This window comes from Streptomyces sp. NPDC060194 (assembly GCF_042728285.1).
Classification (GTDB): domain Bacteria; phylum Actinomycetota; class Actinomycetes; order Streptomycetales; family Streptomycetaceae; genus Streptomyces.
On the sequence record NZ_JBHWZH010000038.1, the window covers coordinates 13,190 to 31,074 of the forward strand.

The 17,885-nt window shown below is 73.5% G+C and carries 16 protein-coding genes; 7 read left to right on the top strand and 9 right to left on the bottom strand.

All coding sequences use genetic code 11. From position 1 onward, the window contains the following. Nucleotides 1-51 precede the first annotated feature (51 nt). The gene (locus ACFWEG_RS11270; protein ID WP_387212253.1) at nucleotides 52-1,047 is read left to right on the top strand and encodes an SEC-C metal-binding domain-containing protein; all 996 of its coding nucleotides are present in this window, start codon (nucleotides 52-54) and stop codon (nucleotides 1,045-1,047) included. 54 nt (nucleotides 1,048-1,101) lie between these two features. Next, on the top strand, nucleotides 1,102-2,394 hold the full coding sequence (locus ACFWEG_RS11275) for a GNAT family N-acetyltransferase (protein ID WP_387212256.1): 1,293 nt from the start codon (nucleotides 1,102-1,104) through the stop codon (nucleotides 2,392-2,394). Nucleotides 2,395-2,511: 117 nt separating this feature from the next. Here ACFWEG_RS11275 and ACFWEG_RS11280 read toward each other — a convergent pair whose 3' ends face one another. After that, nucleotides 2,512-2,973 carry a pyridoxamine 5'-phosphate oxidase family protein gene (locus ACFWEG_RS11280; RefSeq protein ID WP_387212259.1) on the bottom strand — a complete coding sequence of 154 codons (462 nt, stop codon included), beginning with the start codon at nucleotides 2,971-2,973 and terminating at the stop codon, nucleotides 2,512-2,514. Between the two features lie 139 nt (nucleotides 2,974-3,112). Here ACFWEG_RS11280 and ACFWEG_RS11285 point away from each other — a divergent pair, with 139 nt between their 5' ends. From ACFWEG_RS11285 to ACFWEG_RS11300, 4 genes are all read left to right on the top strand, one after another. Further along, nucleotides 3,113-3,685 (top strand): GNAT family N-acetyltransferase, encoded by a 573-nt coding sequence (locus ACFWEG_RS11285; protein ID WP_387212262.1) that lies wholly within the window; start codon nucleotides 3,113-3,115, stop codon nucleotides 3,683-3,685. A 411-nt stretch (nucleotides 3,686-4,096) separates the two neighbouring features. Beyond that, nucleotides 4,097-5,329 (top strand): hypothetical protein, encoded by a 1,233-nt coding sequence (locus ACFWEG_RS11290; protein ID WP_387212265.1) that lies wholly within the window; start codon nucleotides 4,097-4,099, stop codon nucleotides 5,327-5,329. 290 nt (nucleotides 5,330-5,619) lie between these two features. After that, complete coding sequence (locus tag ACFWEG_RS11295) at nucleotides 5,620-6,048, top strand: very short patch repair endonuclease (protein WP_387212268.1); 429 nt, start codon at nucleotides 5,620-5,622, stop codon at nucleotides 6,046-6,048. 364 nt (nucleotides 6,049-6,412) lie between these two features. Then, nucleotides 6,413-7,153 (top strand): HNH endonuclease, encoded by a 741-nt coding sequence (locus ACFWEG_RS11300; RefSeq protein ID WP_387212271.1) that lies wholly within the window; start codon nucleotides 6,413-6,415, stop codon nucleotides 7,151-7,153. Between the two features lie 553 nt (nucleotides 7,154-7,706). Here ACFWEG_RS11300 and ACFWEG_RS11305 read toward each other — a convergent pair. Together ACFWEG_RS11305 and ACFWEG_RS11310 are read right to left on the bottom strand one after the other, a co-directional pair. After that, on the bottom strand, nucleotides 7,707-8,012 hold the full coding sequence (locus ACFWEG_RS11305) for a cupin domain-containing protein (RefSeq protein ID WP_387212274.1): 306 nt from the start codon (nucleotides 8,010-8,012) through the stop codon (nucleotides 7,707-7,709). Between the two features lie 725 nt (nucleotides 8,013-8,737). Further along, on the bottom strand, nucleotides 8,738-9,481 hold the full coding sequence (locus ACFWEG_RS11310) for a hypothetical protein (protein ID WP_387212277.1): 744 nt from the start codon (nucleotides 9,479-9,481) through the stop codon (nucleotides 8,738-8,740). Nucleotides 9,482-9,588: 107 nt separating this feature from the next. Between ACFWEG_RS11310 and ACFWEG_RS11315 the strand changes: the two genes are divergently transcribed. Further along, complete coding sequence (locus ACFWEG_RS11315; RefSeq protein WP_387212280.1) at nucleotides 9,589-10,143, top strand: GNAT family N-acetyltransferase; 555 nt, start codon at nucleotides 9,589-9,591, stop codon at nucleotides 10,141-10,143. A gap of 153 nt (nucleotides 10,144-10,296) precedes the next feature. On the opposite strand, the gene ACFWEG_RS11320 is transcribed toward ACFWEG_RS11315, so the two are convergent. From ACFWEG_RS11320 to ACFWEG_RS11345, 6 genes are all read right to left on the bottom strand, one after another. Further along, nucleotides 10,297-11,163, bottom strand: a complete 867-nt coding sequence (locus ACFWEG_RS11320) for an alpha/beta fold hydrolase (protein ID WP_387212342.1) — start codon at nucleotides 11,161-11,163, stop codon at nucleotides 10,297-10,299. 14 nt (nucleotides 11,164-11,177) lie between these two features. Continuing rightward, the gene (locus tag ACFWEG_RS11325) at nucleotides 11,178-11,390 is read right to left on the bottom strand and encodes a DUF4287 domain-containing protein (protein ID WP_387212283.1); all 213 of its coding nucleotides are present in this window, start codon (nucleotides 11,388-11,390) and stop codon (nucleotides 11,178-11,180) included. A 47-nt stretch (nucleotides 11,391-11,437) separates the two neighbouring features. After that, a complete protein-coding gene (locus tag ACFWEG_RS11330; protein ID WP_387212286.1) occupies nucleotides 11,438-12,115 on the bottom strand; it encodes a DUF998 domain-containing protein in 678 nt (225 codons plus the stop codon). 105 nt (nucleotides 12,116-12,220) lie between these two features. Next, the gene (locus ACFWEG_RS11335; protein WP_387212289.1) at nucleotides 12,221-14,509 is read right to left on the bottom strand and encodes an MFS transporter; all 2,289 of its coding nucleotides are present in this window, start codon (nucleotides 14,507-14,509) and stop codon (nucleotides 12,221-12,223) included. Between the two features lie 53 nt (nucleotides 14,510-14,562). Beyond that, the gene (locus ACFWEG_RS11340; protein WP_387212292.1) at nucleotides 14,563-16,035 is read right to left on the bottom strand and encodes an MFS transporter; all 1,473 of its coding nucleotides are present in this window, start codon (nucleotides 16,033-16,035) and stop codon (nucleotides 14,563-14,565) included. Nucleotides 16,036-16,366: 331 nt separating this feature from the next. Further along, nucleotides 16,367-17,695 carry a DUF445 domain-containing protein gene (locus tag ACFWEG_RS11345; protein WP_387212295.1) on the bottom strand — a complete coding sequence of 443 codons (1,329 nt, stop codon included), beginning with the start codon at nucleotides 17,693-17,695 and terminating at the stop codon, nucleotides 16,367-16,369. Nucleotides 17,696-17,885 lie beyond the last annotated feature (190 nt).

Below are 17,885 nucleotides of genomic sequence, written 5' to 3' on the forward strand. Positions count from 1 at the left end.
CCCGCGTCCCACCCCTCCGAACTCGCCCCCCGCCGCAGTACCGTATGGGTCATGCGCCCCGACACGCCTGCCACCCACACCGCCGACGCGGAGCGCCTGGAGCGCGCCGCCGAGCAGTACCCGGAGGACAGGGAGCAGTTGCTGCTCCAGGCCGCGGCCCACCGCGAGCTGTCCGGCGACCGCGAGCGCGCGACCGCGCTCTACGACGGCCTGCTGGCCGGCGGACCCCAACGCCCGCACCTGATCAAGGCGTTGAAGGCCGCGAACCTGTGGGAGTACGGCCACGCCGCCGAGGCCCGCGCGATCATCGACGGCATCCGCGGCGCGGAGCCGCGCGAGGCGGCGCCGTGGGAGATCGTCGCCGAGACGCTGGAGTCGCACGACGAGCTCACGCTCGCGCAGGAGTGCTTCACCCGCGGCGCCGAGCTGCTGATCGACGAGGAGAACGTCCCCTACGAGGCCGTCTCGCTGCTCGTCGGCCGGCACCGCGTGCGCCGCCTGCAGGGCGAGGGCCACGACGACTGGGACGTGCTCGCCGACCGGCTGCACCGCTCCCCCGTCTCCCTCGACGAGCTGCACGACCCCAAGCGGCTGTGGGCCCTCGGCTCCTCCGACCCCGCCGACCTGCGCGCCGAGATCAGCCGGCTCCGCGCGGAGCTCGGCACGTACCGCGCCGCGCTCTCCCGCCCGTTCCCCGTCGCCGTACTCCACTGGCCCGCGGCCGAGTTCACCGAGCTGCTGGCCGCGTACCCGGCGCTCGGCGAGGAGTACACCGACCACGCGATCCATCTCGCCGCCGTCGAGCAGGCGTTGCGCGAGCTGGTCGCGACGGGCACGACGAACGTCGGCACCGTCGCCGGCTCGCTCCCCTCCTACGAGGCCTTCGCCGCCTCGGAGTCCGCGTCCCCCGACGACCCCGCCCTGCTCCCCCAGTACGCCACCGTCCTCGCCGCCCGCGGCCGTGCCCTCCCCTGGCCCCCGGAACGCAACGCAGCGTGCTGGTGCGGCTCGGGGGAGCAGTACCGGGAGTGCCACGGGGCGGCCTGACCCGGTGGCTTATCCGGTTGAACGGCGGCGGCCGGTCGTGACTCCATGGTCACCATGGCCGCTGACGTACGCCCGCCGCGCCGGGACGAGATGCACGCGTACTACCGGGTCCTGCCGTACGCGAACGGACTGCCCCAGTGGGAGCCGGCCGACGCGGCCTGGCACGGCGGCCCCGAGCCGTGGCCGCCGCAGCGCGCCCCGGCGACGGCCGAGCAGCTCGACCGGTGGGTGGAGGAGGACTTCGACGACCCGCGCTTCCACCCGGTCGCGGCCTTCGACTCCGGTGCGTGCGTCGGCGCCTCGGCGGCCCTCTCCTTCGAGGTGACGGTCCCGGGCGGCGGCGCCGTCCCGATGGCCGGGGTCACCTCCACGGCCGTGCTCGCCACCCACCGCCGCCGCGGCCACCTGCGCCGCATGATGCAGGCGATGTTCGACGCGGCCCTGGACCGCGGCGAGCCGCTGGCCATGCTCAGCGCGAGCGAGGGCGGCATCTACGGCCGGTACGGGTACGGCCCGGCGACCTACCGCACCCGGTGGGAGATCGACCGCGGGGAGGCCGCGTTCCTGCCCGCGCCGCCCGATCCGGGGTCGCTGGAACTGGTCGACGCGGCCCGCGCGCGGGAGTGCTGGCCCGTGGTGCACGCGCGGGTGCGCGCGGCTCGGGTCGGTGAACTCAGCGCGATACGTGGCCGATGGGACCGCCTGACGGACCAACCGGACGGCACGAACGGGCCGTTGCGCTACCTCCTGCACCGATCGCCGTCCGGTGAGGCGGACGGGATCGCCAACTTTCGTCTGCCGTGGGGCTCGACGACCGCCGAGGCGGGAACACTGGTCGTCGAGGCGCTGGAGGCCGCGGACCCGGCGGCGTACCGCGCCCTGTGGACGCTGCTCCTCGACTTCGACCTCACCCGGAAGGTCGTCGCGCACACCCGGCCGCGCGACGAGCCCCTGCGGTGGATGCTCGCGAACCCGCGGGCGATGCGGGTCACCCGGCAGTCGGACAACCTGTGGGCGCGACTCCTCGACGTGCCCGGCTCACTGTCCCAGCGGGCCTATTCGGCAGGCGAGTTGACGATCGCCGTGGACGGCGACCGGATGTGTCCGGCCAACAACGGCACGTGGCGGCTGCGGTCGGACGGCGTCTCGTCCTCGTGCGCGGCCGTCGAGGGTCCGGCGGACCTCACGGTCTCGCCCGCGGCGCTCGGTTCGCTCTACCTCGGCGGGATGTCGGCCCACCACCTGGCGTACGCGGGGCGGATCACGCCGCACGCGGAGGGGGCGGTCGCCCGGCTGGACCGGATGTTCCGCACGGACCCGGAGCCGCACAACTCCTTCGCGTTCTGAGGGGGCGGGGCGCGCGGGACGTGGCGCGGGTCGTCTCCCGGCGGGGCGCGGTGTCCTCCAGCGGGGTGTGCCGTCTCCCAGCGGGGTGTGCCGTCTTCCGGCGGGCCGTACAGGCGGCTACTCCGCCCACGCCCCGTCGCGCATGACGACCCGCCCCCGCAGCTCGCGCTCCCCGCGCCAGGCCCGTACCACCCGCGGCGCGACGCGTACGTACGCGTACGGCCGCTCCTCCGTCCGCGGGTCCCAGCCGAACTTCGCCGCGAAGGCGTCCGCCGCGTGCGCGGGCACGTCGGGGGCGGGGTGGAGCTCCGCGTCGCCCTGCAGCGTGACGACGTCGAACGTGTCCGGCAGGGCGAGGCGTACGCGCGGCTCCCGCCGCACGTTCCGCACCGTCGCGGACGACGCCGCCGTGCACACCCACACCGCGCGGCCGTCCCACAGGAACCACAACGGCACCTGGTGCGGCCCGTGTTCGGGATGCGACGTCGCCACCCAGATATCGCGCTCGGCGTCGAGCCGTTCGAGAATGTCGCGCCGGCGGGCGGCGGTGTCGCGGGGCGTGGGGTCGGTGCTCTGCATGGGGCGAGACGCTAGTCGGCCCCGGGGCGGGGCGCATGGGGCGCGGGGCGTAGGTCCGGCGGCGGACCGGCCCGCGGCCGTCCGGCCGGAGCGGCCGGGTGCGCACCGTACGGCGGGGCGTCATGGCATCGTGACGCCCATGGCTCTCACCGTCCGCCCCGCCGCGGTCTTCGACGACGTCCGCGCCCTCGTCGGCCCCAAGTCCCCCAAGGCCAGCGTCTGCTGGTGCCTGAGCTACCGGATCCCGTCGAAGCTCAACAACGAGCTGCAGGGCCCGGCCCGCGGCGAGTACGTCGCCGAGCTGTGCCGCGCGGACGTCGCGCCCGGCGTGCTCGCGTACGACGGGGACGAGCCCGTCGGCTGGGCCGCCGTCGCCCCGCGCGCGGACACGTCCTTCGCCCGCAGCCGCGTCATCCCCCGCGTGGACGACCTGCCCGTCTGGTCGCTGTGGTGCGTCCGCGTCCGGCCCGGCCACCGCGGCAAGGGCGTCTCCCACACCCTCATCGCCGGCGCGGTCGACTTCGCCCGCACCCACGGCGCGCCCGCCGTCGAGGCCTACCCCCTCGACAACGCCGGCGCCCCCGTCGACCAGACGATGGCCTACGTCGGCCTCCGCGCCAACTTCGAACGCGCGGGCTTCACTTGGGCCGCGGACACGACGTCGAAGCTGGCGGGCTTCCCCCGGGTCCTCATGCGCCTCGACCTGCGCTGACGGCCGAGGCGGGCGGCGGGTTCTCGGCCAGCGTTTATTACCGGCCGGTAGGGCTGTTCTCGCCGACCCGATGGGATATCGTCTCGCTCCCCGGAAAACGCACCATCGACCGGTCATGGTACGGACCAAGTCCATCGAGCGGTGGGAACTGCCGCACCTGCCGCACGATGGCGCATCTCCCATTCACGGAGCAGGGGCAGTCGAGTGAGTGAAATCCCGCCGAGCCGCATGGCATCGTTGTCCGACGCCCAGCTCTTATGGCTTGCGGTCATCGATTTCAAGGCCACGGAACGGGTGACGGCCGAAATACGGCGCCGCCACCTTCCCGCCGTCATGTCTTTCGCCCGTATCTGCATACAGGACGGGCCGACGAGCCAGTACGTGGCCGACGTCGCACTGTCACGATTCATCATGGCCGTCACGCAGGGACGCATTCCGACCGTGGGGTGCCGGCACCATCTGCTGCGGCTGACCCTCGAATCCCTGACCACCGAAAGGGGCCTGTTCGCGGGCGGCGGCCGGGCGGACCGACACGGCGGAGGCGCCGTCCGCACCCCCGCCGGTTTTCCCCTGGACGGATCCCGGCTTCCCAGGCTTTCCGAAGGATTCGCCAGTCTGCCGAGACAGGCCCAGGACGTCCTGTGGCTGCATCTCGTCGAGAAGGAACCCCAGGACGCCGTCTCCCTTTTCACCGGCATCGCCGCGAGCCAGGTCGACGAGGCGATAGCGGACGCGCGAGCCGCTCTCCGCCGCAGGGTGATCGCGCGGAACAGGAACGCGACCGACCCGCTGTGCCGGGGCTTCTCGCGCCTGCTCGAAGTGGCGGCCGACCCCGCGGACCCGCGGCGCAGCACCGACCTGGAGCAGCACGTCGCCACCTGCGACGACTGCGCGTCCCTTCTCGTCGAACTCAGGGCCTTCGCGACCGACCCCGCGCTCGCCCTGGCGCGCGCGACCCTCCGCTCCTTCGGGACCGCCTACGCGGAGACCTGCTCCCTCCCGAGGGAGACCCGACGCCACCGAGCGGCGAACGCGCACCCGTCCGCTCGGACCGACCGGCGACATCGGGCCCGTCAGACCCGTCGGTCGCACCGGCGGGTCGCCGGCGCGGTCGCGGTCGGCCTGGCGGTCGCGGTCCTCGTCGCGGGCGGCGCCACGCTGGTGAGCCGGAACACGAGCGGCCAGGCGAACCTGGCCGCACCGGAGGCGTCGACCTCGTCGAGGACCGCCCCGTCCCCCTCCCGCACCCCGTCGCCGTCCCCTCCGCCGCCCTCCCCCCAGCCGCCGCCCCCGTCGGGCGCCGACGCCGCCGCCGCGCCCCAGCCCTCGGCCGCCCCGCCCCGTCCCGACCGTCCCCGTCCCGCCCCGAGCCGGGCCGTCGACCCCACGTCGTGCGAGGTGTCCGTCTCCGTCACCTCCACCAACGGCGACGCCGTCTCGGCGGAGAGCAGCTGCACCTCCGACGGCAGCCGACCCGTCACCTCCGGGTACGCCCCCGAGCCCCCCGATCGCCCCGACGGCCGGACCGACGCGAACGGCGCGAACGGCGCGAACGCGCGCGACGGCGTGGACGGCCAGACCGGCAGCGACGGCGCGGACGGCGTGGCCATCTCGCAGAGCTACGCCCACGCCTCGAGCCGCTAGCCGCTCACACACCGGCCCCGGCCGACTCGACGAGACCCCCCAGAACCGCCCGCTCTCCCACCGGGTAGCGCCAGGCCCTCCCCCCATCGCCGTCGCCGTCCCGCCGAGGAGCTCGATCAGCCGCGCCCACCTCCCGTTTCCCGGCACGAACCCTCCGCTCCGTCCCCGCGTCACGGTCGCGGGCTCCGTGCCGACGCCGTCGATCGAGCAGAGTCCGATCGCGGGGACCGGGAGGGACCAAGATCGCTGAAGGTACGACCACTGTCAGTGCCTCGTAGCACAATCGCCTCATGAGCTCCGTCGAACCGTCGTCGCCTGCCGTCTCGGCCCGCATGAAGCTCCAGGGCCGTCGCGACACAGCGCAGGAGCTGGCCGTTCGCAGGCTGCTGCACGCCTCCGGCCTCCGCTACCGGGTCGCGTGGAAGATCCCGAAGCTGCCTCGGCGCTCCGTCGACATCGCCTTCACCAAGGCGCGCGTGGCCGTCTTCCTCGACGGGTGCTTCTGGCACGGCTGCCCGCAGCACGCCACGAAGCCGAAGGCGAACGCGGACTGGTGGCACGAGAAGCTCGGCAAGAACGTGGCCCGGGACGCCGACACGACAGCTCGCCTCGTCGAGGACGGCTGGACGGTCCTCCGGTTCTGGGAACACCAGGCCGCGACGGAGGTGGCCGCACGGGTCGCGGCAGAGGTCGAGCACAAGCGCTCGCAGAGGGCGTGACAATACAACGGCTTTCCCCGCCCTGCCTGAGCCGACGCGGCCGAACTCAGGAGGCGCGGCCGCTGAGGCAACGCTTTACTTCGGCACGGAAGCGAAGGTCCACCGCCGCATTCAGCGCCCGTCTGGCCTTACTTCAGCGAGGGCAACCTGGGGCTGACGGGATGCGTAGGTGGCACGCTGATGCGTCCGGTGGCGGGGTGCAATTGCGTCGACCGGCGTTCCGCGTCCCGCACCGGCGGCCCCGCCCGTCACGTGCAGACCGGCCTCATCTGCTTCTGGTTCTGCCTGCATCGCTCACTGTCGCCAACGAGAGAAAAGGCGTCCACAAGATCAGCAATGTTGCGAACATCTGTACTATGCCTTCATGCCGCGAATCCCCTGGAGTCGAGACGAGTTGCTGCTCGCGTGCGCGCTGGTCGCCGAGAACGACTGGGCCGAACTCCGCCAGGCAGACATCAGGGTCACTGAGCTGTCCGAACTGCTGCGAGCGCTCCCTCTCCACAGGCATGCCGCCACTGATCCGCGGTTCCGTTCACCCAACAGCGTGAGTCGCAAGACCACTGACATCGCGACGATCCATCCGGATTATCCAAGGGCGGCGACCAAGGGCGGTCGAGGCACCCGACAGATCGTGGCGGACTTCTTGGCACAACCAGCCGTGCTTCTCGCGGAGGCGGAGGCCATCCGCACAGGGATCGGCACGGGCCAACTCCAAATCGTCCCCGTTCCTCACGACGAGGAGACCGAGGTCGGAGCCTCGGAAGGCCGGCTTCTCGCTCGCTGGGCCACCTATCGCGAACGTTCGCCCGGCCTTCGCCAACGGAAGATCGACCAGGTGCGGAGGCGTGGGCAGGAGATCCGGTGCGAAGTGTGCGGCTTCGACTTCCGTGAGGTCTACGGACGAATCGGGGCGGACTACATCGAGGTCCATCACACACTTCCCCTGCACATCTCAGGGCCTCGCGAGACGAAACCTGAGGATTTGGCACTGCTTTGCAGCAACTGCCACCGCATGTGCCATCGCAGCCACCGTGGGGCTTCGTGGCGCACGCCAGCGGAACTCCGCGCAGAAATGAACACCCTCGGTTCAGACCGCCCGACGTGAGCATTGCACGACTGCCAGAGTTACCCAGCATCTGTCGTGGACTGGACCCGCGATGATGTCGATCAGGAGCCGGAAGAGCCGCCCCGTACGACGCAGCAACGATCATCAGTCGACCAGAACTGCCGATAGCACGCTGTTCGAACATTGCGATGCATGACCTCACACGGCATCACTGGCACGCAGACCTGGTTCGCCAACACATCGTTGGCCAGCGAGGTTGCGGTGCCGATGGAAACCCCGAAGGGGCAAGCGGGGCAAATCCACGCCTCGATGCGTTTGTTGGCCATCCGACCGTGGTTCCAGGCATCTGCCACCAACTCGTAGGCGATTGCGGTTCGAGAGCCCTCACCACTGTTGTTGCAGCCGCCGCAGGAGGGCCGACTCAGGACCGGGGAGCTCGACCCAGTGGATGCGGTCGCCTTCGGGCGTCACGGTGGCGGTGCGCACGGTGGGCTGTCCTGTGGTCGGGATCGTCGGGCGGACGAGCCTACGGATCGCCGCGCGGTCGGTGATCGCCGGCCCCGCGCCGGGGCGAGCCGTCGCCGTGCGGTCGTCAGGCGTCCTGCGAGTCCACGATCAGCAGTGTTCCCCGGCTCCCGGGCCGGACCGCGTGCGGGAGGCCCGCGTCGATGGTGATCAGCTCGCCGGAGCGGACGGTGAGCGGCTCGCCGTCCAGCGACAGTTCGAGGACGCCGTCGAGGACCAGCAGCGTCTCGGCGACCGCGTGTCGCTCCTCGGCGACGGGGAGCTCGTCCATGCGGAGGAGCTTGACGCGGGCGGGGCCGACCTCCCCGAGGGTGCGGGAGGCCCAGGCGGACGGCAGGTCCGCGGCGGTCTCCGCGAGGTGGACGGGCTCCATGGGCGCACCCCTTTCCACGGCCCCGGACAGGGCCGCGCGTCACGATCGGTGGTCGCCAGGAAAGCTACCGGAGCGGCCGAGCAGTGTGGTCGACCGTACGGCAAAGGCTCGCGCGGGACGGAGACGGGGGTGGGTCGCGGGGGGGGACGCGGGCCTCGGCGGCGGAGAGCCGGGCGTCCTATGCGGACGCCGGCGGGTTTGGCCGGGTAGGGGGCGACCGCAACCGCGTCATCCCGCCGCGGGCGGACTGCCCGGGCGGCGCGCACAGCTGAAGCGAGCCGCCCGGGGACGCACATGCCGGTCGCCCGGACCGGGGGGGGGAGGGGTGCCCGCAGCCGCCTCACCCCGCGCGGGCGGCTCGCCCGGTGACGCTCACAGCGACGACCACCGCACGGCGGACGCAGACGCCGGTGCAGCGGCCCGGGGGTGAGGGCCGGCTGCAGCCGCACCCCGCGAAGGCCGCTCATCCGGCAGCGCACCGGGCCCGTCCGGGAGAGCCTCCCGCACAAGCCGCAGCAGCAGCCCGGGTGCCAACAGCGCGCCAATGAGAAGGACTTGCTCCAGCGTCGACCCGCAGTCCCGGAACCCGTTTGCCAGTCGGCCCGGGACGATCAGCCCCTCGTCCTCGTGGTGCGCGCACGCGCGCTCACCCCGCCGGCCTTCGCGGTCTCACCGGTCTGCAGGCGACTGCCGACGCCCCGCTCCGAGCGGTCTTCCCGGCCCCGTCACACCGGCTCCTCCCGCAGCAGTCGGAGGAACGCCTTGACCCCGGTGATGACCTCCTGGTTGTCGGTCATTCGGGTCACCGTGTCGTCGAACTGCCGGGCGACGGCGGCCAGTTTGGCGTCGGTCGACCGCTCCGCGCGGAACTGGCCGGCGCTGAGCGCCTCCAGCTCGCGGCGGGTCTCGGCGAGCGCGTTATACTGCTCCTCGGCGCGCTCCTCCAGGCGCTTGACGCCCTGCTCGACGGCGTCGAGGCGGGAGAGCGCGGTGAGGACGTCGTCGCGCGGGTAGCGGACGTCCTTGTCGAGCGCGACGAGGCGGGTTCGCAGGTGGCCGAAGTAGGCGCCGGAGGGGCGGAAGACCGTGCTGAGCAGGTAGAACCCGGCGAACCAGTAGCCGATTCCGGAGCCCGCGAACCAGCCGATCGCCGCGGTCACCACCGCCGACACCACGTGCCCGCCGACCGCCGCGACCAGCATCACCCGCGCGATCCGCCCCGCCTCCGCGTCGCGCTCCGCCGGCACGTCGAGCCCCTTCTCCCGGCTCGCCCGGCTCTCGTGGATCACCGTCCGCGCCCTGAAGTACAGGTTCCACGGCCACGCGAGCAGCACGATCAGCCAGAGCAGGCACAACGCCCCCGCACCCGCCGACAGCAGGAACGCGAACGGGAAGTCGGCGACGTACAGCAGGAGCAGGACCAGGGTCACCACGACGGCCGCGAACAGCAGCCTCCAGAAGGTCTTCATGCGCGCCATGGTGGGCGCGGGTGGGGCGCCCGGCATGAGTACGCGTACCCAGGGCGGGCGCGCACGGGTACCTGCCCCGTGGACCGCCGGCCCAGTAGGGTGCGCGGATGGAGAGCGAGGAGATCATGGCGGGTGTCGTCCTGCGGCTCGCCCGGACGGAGGACGCGGAGGCGCTGTGTGCCGCGTTCGTCGAGAACCGGAAGCATCTCGAGCCGTGGGAGCCGCACCGCCCGGAGTCGTACTTCACCGTGCCCGTCCAGGCGCGGCGGCTGGCGGACCAGCTGCGGCACCACGCGGAGGGCCGGGTCGCACCGTGGCTGCTGGAGGCCGACGGGCGGATCGTGGGCGGCCTCACCCTGAACGGGATCGCGCTGGGCCCCTTCTGCAGCGCCTACCTCGGGTACTGGCTGGCCGCGGACCAGCAGGGCCGCGGCCTCGCGACGGCCGCCGTGCACGCCGTGTGCCGGGCCGCCCGCGACGGGCTCGGCCTGCACCGCATCGAGGCGGCCACGCTCCCCGAGAACACCGCCTCCCAACGCGTGCTCTCCAAATGCGACTTCACCCTGATCGGTCGCGCGCCGCGCTACCTCCACATCAACGGCGCGTGGCGCGACCACCACACGTTCCAACGCGTGCTGCACGACGACGCCCCGGCCCGGTGACCCCCGCGGCCGGCCGCGGAGGGCTCGCGGCCGGCCCGCCGCCCCGTTCGTCTCGCGTGCGTCGAGGAGCTCGCGCTCCTGGACGAGGCCGTGAGCGGGACGAGGCGCCGGACCCACGTCGGGGTGACCGCCGGATGACCGGCCGGCCGGCGGTCACCGCGGCGGGAGGTCTTCGAGGAACTCGGTGACCGCCGTGAACAGGGCGGCCGGGGCGTCGAGATGGACGTCGTGGCCGGCGTCGGGGACGGTGACGGCGCGGAGGCCGGGGCGCAGGGCGCGCATCTCGGCGGCCTCCGACTCCGGCATGGGGCCCGCCCCGCCGCGCACGAGGAGGGTGGGGCAGGTGACGGCGCGCCACTCGGGCCAGAAGGCGCGGGTGGCGTGCTCGGCCACGCAGGCGACCATCACGTCGCGGTCGACGCGGGCGCGGAGGGTGCCGTCCGGCTGGGGCTCCAACCCGTCCGCCCACACCGGTGACCCCAGGAGGTCGGTGGCCGCCTCCCGCGACGGGAACGGGTCCGGCCACCCGGCCATCCACGCGTCGATCCGCGCGGGCAGATCGGGTTGCGGCCCGCCGGGGCCCGCGTCGACGAGGACGAGCGCGCGGAAGAGATCGGGGTGCGCGGCGGCCGCCAGCATCGCGGTGTGCCCGCCGAGGGACTGCCCGAGGACGACGGGCTGCCGCAGGCCGAGGAGTCGGACCACGGCGGCGGCGTCCTGGACGTGGGCCGACCGCGTCACCTCGGGCGGCCGCCGCGTGCTGGCCCCGTGGCCGCGGGCGTCGTACGCGAGGACGTGGTAGCGGCCGGTGGCCGTCAGCCGGGCGGCGAGGTCGTCCCACTCGCCGACGTGGCCGGCGAGGCCGTGCAGGAGCAGGACGGGGACGGCGGGGCCCGCCGCGGGCGCGCCGTGGTCACGGACGGCGAGGGTGATCTCGTCGGGCACGCCGGAGCCCCGCGCCCCCGCCGACGCGGGCGCACCGGAGCCCCGCGCCCCCACCGATGCCGGCACACGGAGCATGAAATCGCCACGTGTCACTTGGTCCTGTCCTCCGCGAGGGTGTGGGCGACGAGCGCGTTGGCGTGGCCGTGGCCGAGTCCGTGCTCCGTCTTCAGCCAACCCACCAGCTCCATGTGCTTGGTCAGCGGCGAGGCCCGGATCAGGTCCTTCCACTCGGCGATCGGCCGGCCGTACTTCTGCTCGATGGAGGGGAAGTAGCTGGCGGGACCCTTGACGGGTTCGGGCATGGGGGGACCTCCGGTCCGTGAAGTGCACTGCGGTCAGGGGCGGTTGGTCAGCGGACGGCCGTCCGGAGTATGCGGGCGGTGATCGCGCTCAGCCACAGCATTCCGAACGCGGCGCCGACGAGGAACGTGAGGACGGACGCGGCCGACGCGGCGGATCCGCCCAGGACGACCAACGGGGCGACCCGGCAGACGATCGCCCGTCCGCGCTCGCCGCGCGCGGCGAAGTGCCGGCCGAGGACGAGGAACGAGGCGCTCAAGGAGACGAAGGCGAGCATCGCGGCGGCCATGTGCAGGCCGCCCTCCGTGGACATCGTCACCTCCGGGGTGTCGGGCGTGCCGACCGGGAACCCCCGCCCCGGGTCCGCCTCGAAGATCCCGCTGAGCACGAACCCGGCCCCGAACACCGCCACCAGCAGCGGCACCCACCGCGACACCTCCGCTCTCCGCAACCCGGCCGCCCCCAGCAGCGCCAGCACCCCCGCCAGGAGGAACGTCCCCGTCTGCACCCACCCCGCATCCCCGAGGCTCAGCTGACTCAACGCGTGCCGTGTGATGTCGAACCCGTCCCGCACCGACGCCTGCACCAGCCCGGACACCAGGAACACCGGTCCCGCCGCGATCCCCGCGGCGAGCAGCAACCGCGTCCGCCGGCTCGGGGCCACCGGCGGAACGGCGTTCGGAGCAGCGGGGGTCGGAACGGCTGCGGAGCTCAGCGTCTGGGTCATCGGAGGCCTTCTTCCGTACGGTGCGGTCGTGTCGGGAGGTAGACCGACGCCGAACCCCGGACTGATCGCGGCCGCCCGTGTGACCCGCGCCACACGCGCGGGGGCTCAACTGCCGTCCGGCGACGGTCCGGTGCGTCGCAGGGCGAGGAGGGCGATGTCGTCGGTGAGGCGCAGGGTCCACTGCTCGACATCGGCGGCGAGGTGGTGGAGGAGCTCGGGAAGGGAGGTGGCGGGGAGGGCGGGAAGGCGGTCGGCGAGGGGGTAGAAGACGTCGGAGGCGTCCCGGGCCTCGGTGAGGCCGTCGGTGTACAGCAGGAGGACGGTGCCGAGCGGCAGGGGGACGGCGGCGGGTCGGTGGTCGGCCAGGTCGAGGACGCCGAGGCCGAGCGGCAGCACGGCCGGGAGGTCGACCTCGTGGACCCGGTGGCCGGGTCCGACGGCGACGGGCGGCAGGTGGCCGCAGTTGAGCACCCGCAGGTCCCTCCCGCCGTCGCGGTGCTCCAGGAGCAGCGCCGTCGCGAAGAGCTCGCCGTCGTTCCTGGCCTGCGCGATCCGCGCGAGGTGCCGGTCGAGTCGGGCGGCCAACTCGCACAGTTCGGCGGTCTCGTGGGCCTGGCTGCGGAAGCAGCCGAGGATGTCGGCGACCGTCCTGACGGCCTGCAGCCCCTTGCCCCGTACGTCGCCGATGAGGACCCGGGTGCCGAACGACGTGGTGGCGACGTCGTAGAAGTCTCCGCCGATGCCGGTGCCGGCGGTCGCGGGCCGGTAGAGGCCGGAGACGTCGAGGTCGCCGGCGCGGGCGGGCAGCGGCCGCAGGACCGCCTCCTGCAGCGCCGAGGCGTCCGCGAGCGAGCGGGTCAGCCGCTCGCTCTGGCGCCCGCGCGCCCACACCGCGGCCCCGACCGCCGCGCCGACCAGCAGGTACGCCGCCATCGCCTGCGGCCGCCGCGCGTCGAAGTCGTCGCTCAGCGCCGCGACCAGCAGGTACTGCGCCACCGCGGCCCCCGCGACCGCGAGCGGGACCACCGAGCGGCTCGTCGCGAGCGCGGCGAGCGCCAGGACGGTGACGGTGATCCACAGCAGTTCGCGGACGGTCGCGGCCCGGGTCGCCTGCGAGATCACCGACTCGTACGGGATGCCGGTGACGGCCGCGCCGCCGAGGACGACCGAGGCCGGGTAGACGGACGCCACCGCGCCCCGGCCGCGCGCGGGCAGGCCGGCGAGGAAGCGGGTCGCGCAGGGCACCTGCGGCAGGACGATCCCGAACCCCGCCACCGCGGCGAGCAGCGCCGCCGGCCCCACCGTCGCCACGCCGTGGCCGTGGGGCAGGGTCGACAGGAGCGCGACGCCGACCGCCGCGGTGGTGAGGCCGAGCGCACAGGCGTCGCGCGCTCCGACGACGTACCGCGCGGTGAACAGCCCGGCGGCGACGAACCCGGCGCCGAAGCCCGCCCACGCCGCCAGGCTCGCGTCCTGCCCCAGGCCCCGCTCGGTCAGCAGCACGAGCATGACCGTCGCCAGGGCCGACTGCCCGAACCCCCATACCCCGCCCACCACGACGACGGCACCGACCCCGGTCCCTCCGTCCGGCCCGGCCGCGGCCGGCCGCCCTCGCAGATCCCGCCGGGAGGGCAGCGCCGACAGGGAGCACAGGACGAGGACGGCCAGGGCCGCGACCAGCAGCGCCACCACCTCGATGTCCTGCCAGTAGCGCAACGGGTTCGCCTGGAGCACGCCGCCGAGCACGACCACCACGACGCCGCCCGCCCAGAAATGCGGCGAGGGCGGGGCGGGTGCGACGGGTGGCGGGCCGGGCAGGAACCGCAGCGCGGCCGGGATCAGGGCCGCCGTGGCCGCGGGAGGCACGGCCTCCACCGCCCGCCAGCCCCCGGCCCCCTCGGCGACCAGGGCGAGCGTCACGCCCGCCGCCAGGGCCGCGGCGATGACGGCGAACGCCGCTCCCACGGCCTGGCCGAGCCGTCCCGTCAGGTGCACCACCGGTACCGACGCCAGGTACCCGGCGGCCGCCCCCATGATCCCGGCACTCTCCAGGAACAGCCCCGCCTGGTAGGCCCACGGGGTCCATGCCGCGACCACCAGGACACCGCCCGTGCAGGCGGCGAGCAGCGACGCCACCACCGTGCGCCGAGCGCCGAGGCGGTCGGCGACCGGACCCGCCCCGAGCACACCCGCCAGCGACGCGCAGACCACCAGGACCTGCGTCCAGCCGCGCGCCGCGCCGTCCATCCCCAGGTCGGCGCCCGCCCGGACCAGGGTGGAGACGTGCAGGGTCGGCGCCAGCACCCCGAGCGCGAGACCGGCGGCGAGCAGCCGCCGTCTCCGCGGCTCCAGCGGGCCGGGGCGGACGGTCGGCGCGTCGCTCGTTGTACTCACCCGTGGATCTTCACGCACGCCCGGCGGCGTGGCGCGGAACGACTCCCGGGGGCCTACCGCTTCGCCGTGGAGAGCGGGGCGGCGATGTCCTCCAGCGAACGGCGTTCGGCCTTGACGGCGAAGGCCGCGGCGACCAGGCCGGCGGCGCACATGAGGCCCGCACCGATCTGGAAGGCGAGGACGGTGTCGCCGACGACCCCGGACTCGGTGAGCTTCGCGAAGATCAGCGGGCCGGAGATGCCGCCGGCGGCGGTGCCGATGGCGTAGAAGAAGGCGATGGCCATCGCGCGGGTCTCCATGGGGAAGATCTCGGAGACGGTCAGGTACGCGCTGGAGGCGCCGGCGGAGGCTAGGAAGAGGACCACGCACCAGCAGGCGGTCATCGTCGTCGCGTTCAGGTGGCCCTGGTCGAACAGGTACGCGGTGCCGAAGAGCAGCAGGCCGGAGCCGACGTAGGTGGTGGTGATCATCACGCGGCGGCCGACGGAGTCGAAGAGGTGGCCGAGCAGCAGCGGGCCGAGGAAGTTGCCGGCGGCGATGACGGCGAAGTAGTAGCCGGTCGAGCCGGTGGGGACGTCGAAGAACGTGGTCAGGATCGCGCCGAAGCCGAAGGTGATCGCGTTGTAGAGGAACGCCTGGCCGACGAAGAGGGCGAGGCCGAGGGCGGCGCGCTTGCGGTAGGTGGAGAAGACGGTCCGGCCGACCTCGCCGAAGGTGACCATGCCGCGCTGGTGGATGGTGATCTCCCCCGCGGGCGCTTCGAGTTCCCCGCCGCCGTGCTGGTCGCGGACCTGCCGTTCGGCCTCGTCGACGAGTTCCTCCGCCTCGTCCTGGCGGCCGTGGATGATCAGCCAGCGGGGCGACTCGGGGACGTTGCGGCGTACCAGCAGGATGACGAGGCCGAGGACGACGCCGAAGCCGAAGGTCAGGCGCCAGCCGATGTTGACGGGGAAGATGTCGGTGTCGAGCATGACGATCGAGAGCAGCGAGCCGCCGATCGCGCCGAGCCAGAAGCTGCCGTTGATGATCAGGTCGACGCGGCCGCGGTACTTCGACGGGATCAGCTCGTCGATCGCGGAGTTGATCGCCGCGTACTCGCCGCCGATGCCGAAGCCGGTGAGGAAGCGGAAGAGGAAGAACCACCAGGTCTCGAAGGAGAACGCGGTCATGGCCGTCGCGCCGAGGTAGACGCCGAGGGTGATGATGAAGAGCTTCTTCCGGCCGAAGCGTTCGGTCATCCAGCCGAAGACGAGGGCGCCGAGGCAGGCGCCGGCGACGTAGACGGCGGCGGCGACGCCGGTGACCTGGGCGGAGGTGATCGGAAGTCCGCTGCCCTCCTCGCTGAGGCGGCCGGCGATGTTCCCGACGACGGTCACCTCCAGGCCGTCGAGGATCCAGACGGTGCCGAGGCCGATGACGATGGTCCAGTGCCAGCGGGACCAGGGTAGGCGGTCGAGGCGGGCGGGCACGGCGGTGGTGACCGCGCGGGGGCCTTCGCGGCCGGCGCTCGGTGATGTTGCGGACATCGGGCCTCCTCGGCGGGGCCGCGCGCGGCGGTGCGGGCGGCGTGGGCATACGTATGCCCACGCCCCTGGCCGGTATGGCACCCGCTCGGCCGGATGGGCCCCTGCCCCGGGGGCTCCGCCCCCCGGCCCCCACGTCGGGGCTGCGCCCCTCCGGCCTCAAGCGCCGGCCGGGCTGGCATTTTCCGGCCCGGGCGCGCTCGCGGTCTCGCGGCTGCGCCGCGGATACCGGGCTCCGCCCGGTGGCCTCAAACGCCGGCCGGGCTGAGTTTTTTGCCGGCTCGGGCCACAGAACGTCCCGCCCGCCTCGGGCTGGGAAGGCACCGCCCCGCGCTCACCCCCCGAACACGTGCGACACCGAGTAGATCGCCAGCCCCGCCAACGCGCCCACCACCGTCCCGTTGATGCGGATGAACTGCAGGTCGCGCCCGATGTGGGCTTCGATCTTGCGGGTGGTGTGCTCGGCGTCCCAGCCGGCGACGGTGTCGGTGATGAGGGAGGTGATCTCGTCGCGGTAGGTGGTGACGACGTAGACCGCCGCGTCCTCGACCCAGCCGTCCACCTTGCGCTGGAGGCCCGCGTCGCCGGACATGCGCGCGCCGAGGGAGAGGAGGGAGGCGCGGACGCGGAGGCGGAGCTCGCTGCGTTCGTCCTCGGCCGCGGAGACGATCATGGTGCGGACGGAGGTCCAGGCGGAGGCGATGAGGTCCTGGACCTCGCCGCGGCCGACGACCTCGGACTTGAGGCGTTCGACGCGGGCGCGGGTGTCGGTGTCGGACTGGAGGTCGAGGGCGAAGTCGCGGAGGAAGCGGTCGAGCGCGCCGCGGGCGGGGTGCTCGGGGCTGTCGCGCATCTCGGTGAGGAAGCGCAGGAGCTCCTTGTAGACGCGCTCGCCGACGCGCTTGTCGACGAAGCGGGGGGTCCAGCCGGGCGCGCCGCCCTGGACGGCGTCCATGACGGAGTCGGAGTGCAGGACGAGCCAGTCGTGCGCCTTGACGCAGATCAGGTCGACGACCTTGCGGTGGCCGCCGTCGTCGACGACGCGCTCCAGGGTCTTGCCGATGCCGGGGGCGATCTCGGCGGCGTCGGCGCGGCGGGTGACGGCCTCGCCGACGACGGCCTGCACGTCGGAGTCGCGCAGGACGGTGAGCGCGCCGCGCAGGGCGGTGGAGAGCTCGGCGGTGACGCGGTCGGCGTGCTCGGGCGCGGCGAGCCACGCACCGAGCCGGCCGCCGATGCCGACGGCGCGCAGCCGGCCGCGGACGACCTCGGAGGAGAGGAAGTTCTCGCCGACGAACTCGCCGAGGGACGCGCCGAACTGGTCCTTCTTCTTCGGGATGATCGCGGTGTGCGGGATGGGCAGGCCGAGCGGGTGCCGGAAGAGCGCGGTGACGGCGAACCAGTCGGCGAGCGCGCCGACCATGCCGGCCTCGGCGGCGGCCGCGACGTACCCCGCCCAGGCGCCGGCGCCGGAGCGCTCGGCCCAGGTGGCGAGCGCGTAGACGATCGCGACGGCGACGAGCATGCCGGTGGCGAACGCCTTCATCCGGCGCACGCCGCGCTGCTTCTCCTCGTCGGCGGCGCTGTATGTGAATCCGGTCACCGGGGCGGAACCGCCCGGGCGGCGGAACCGCGGTCGTTCGTCCGTTTTCATACGTCCCATCCGGTCCGTTGGTTCGCCGTCCACCCGAAACATCCCATTCCGCACCCCGCTGACACCGCTCCGCGCACCGTACGCGTTCTCCTACGGGACCTACTCCCGGAACGGACGCGGAGTTCCCGGCGTCTGTCCGGGCGGGGGCGTTCCACACCGCTTCCGACCATGACGCATCATGGGTTCATCCCACTTTCGG